The 291-nt window shown below is 46.7% G+C and carries 1 protein-coding gene; it reads right to left on the bottom strand.

Features of this window, described 5'->3' with window-relative positions:
• A partial coding sequence (locus tag ICL16_RS45465) for a tetratricopeptide repeat protein (protein ID WP_238360677.1) occupies positions 1-291 on the bottom strand: 291 nt, incomplete at both ends.

The following is a 291-nucleotide window of genomic DNA, read 5'->3' as shown; positions in this document are numbered from 1 at the left end:
CACTACGGGCAATCCCTCGGTTGTTGTAGGCATTAGCATAGTTAGGATTGAGGCGCAGGGCTTGGTTGTAATCTTCTATTACCCCTTTTTTATTTCCCAACTCTCTACGGACATTCCCTCGGGTGATGTAGGCATTAGCATAGTTAGGATTGAGGCGCAGGGCTTGGTTGTAATCTTCTATTGCCCCTTTTTTGTCTCCCAACTCATTACGGGCAATCCCTCGGTTGTAGTAGGCTAAAGCATCGTTAGGGTTGAGGCGCAACACTTGGTTGTAATCTTCTATTGCTCCTT

The sequence above is a fragment of the Iningainema tapete BLCC-T55 genome (assembly GCF_014698965.1).
Taxonomy (GTDB): Bacteria; Cyanobacteriota; Cyanobacteriia; order Cyanobacteriales; family Nostocaceae; genus Iningainema; species Iningainema tapete.
This window is presented reverse-complemented; position numbering and strand designations above follow the sequence as displayed.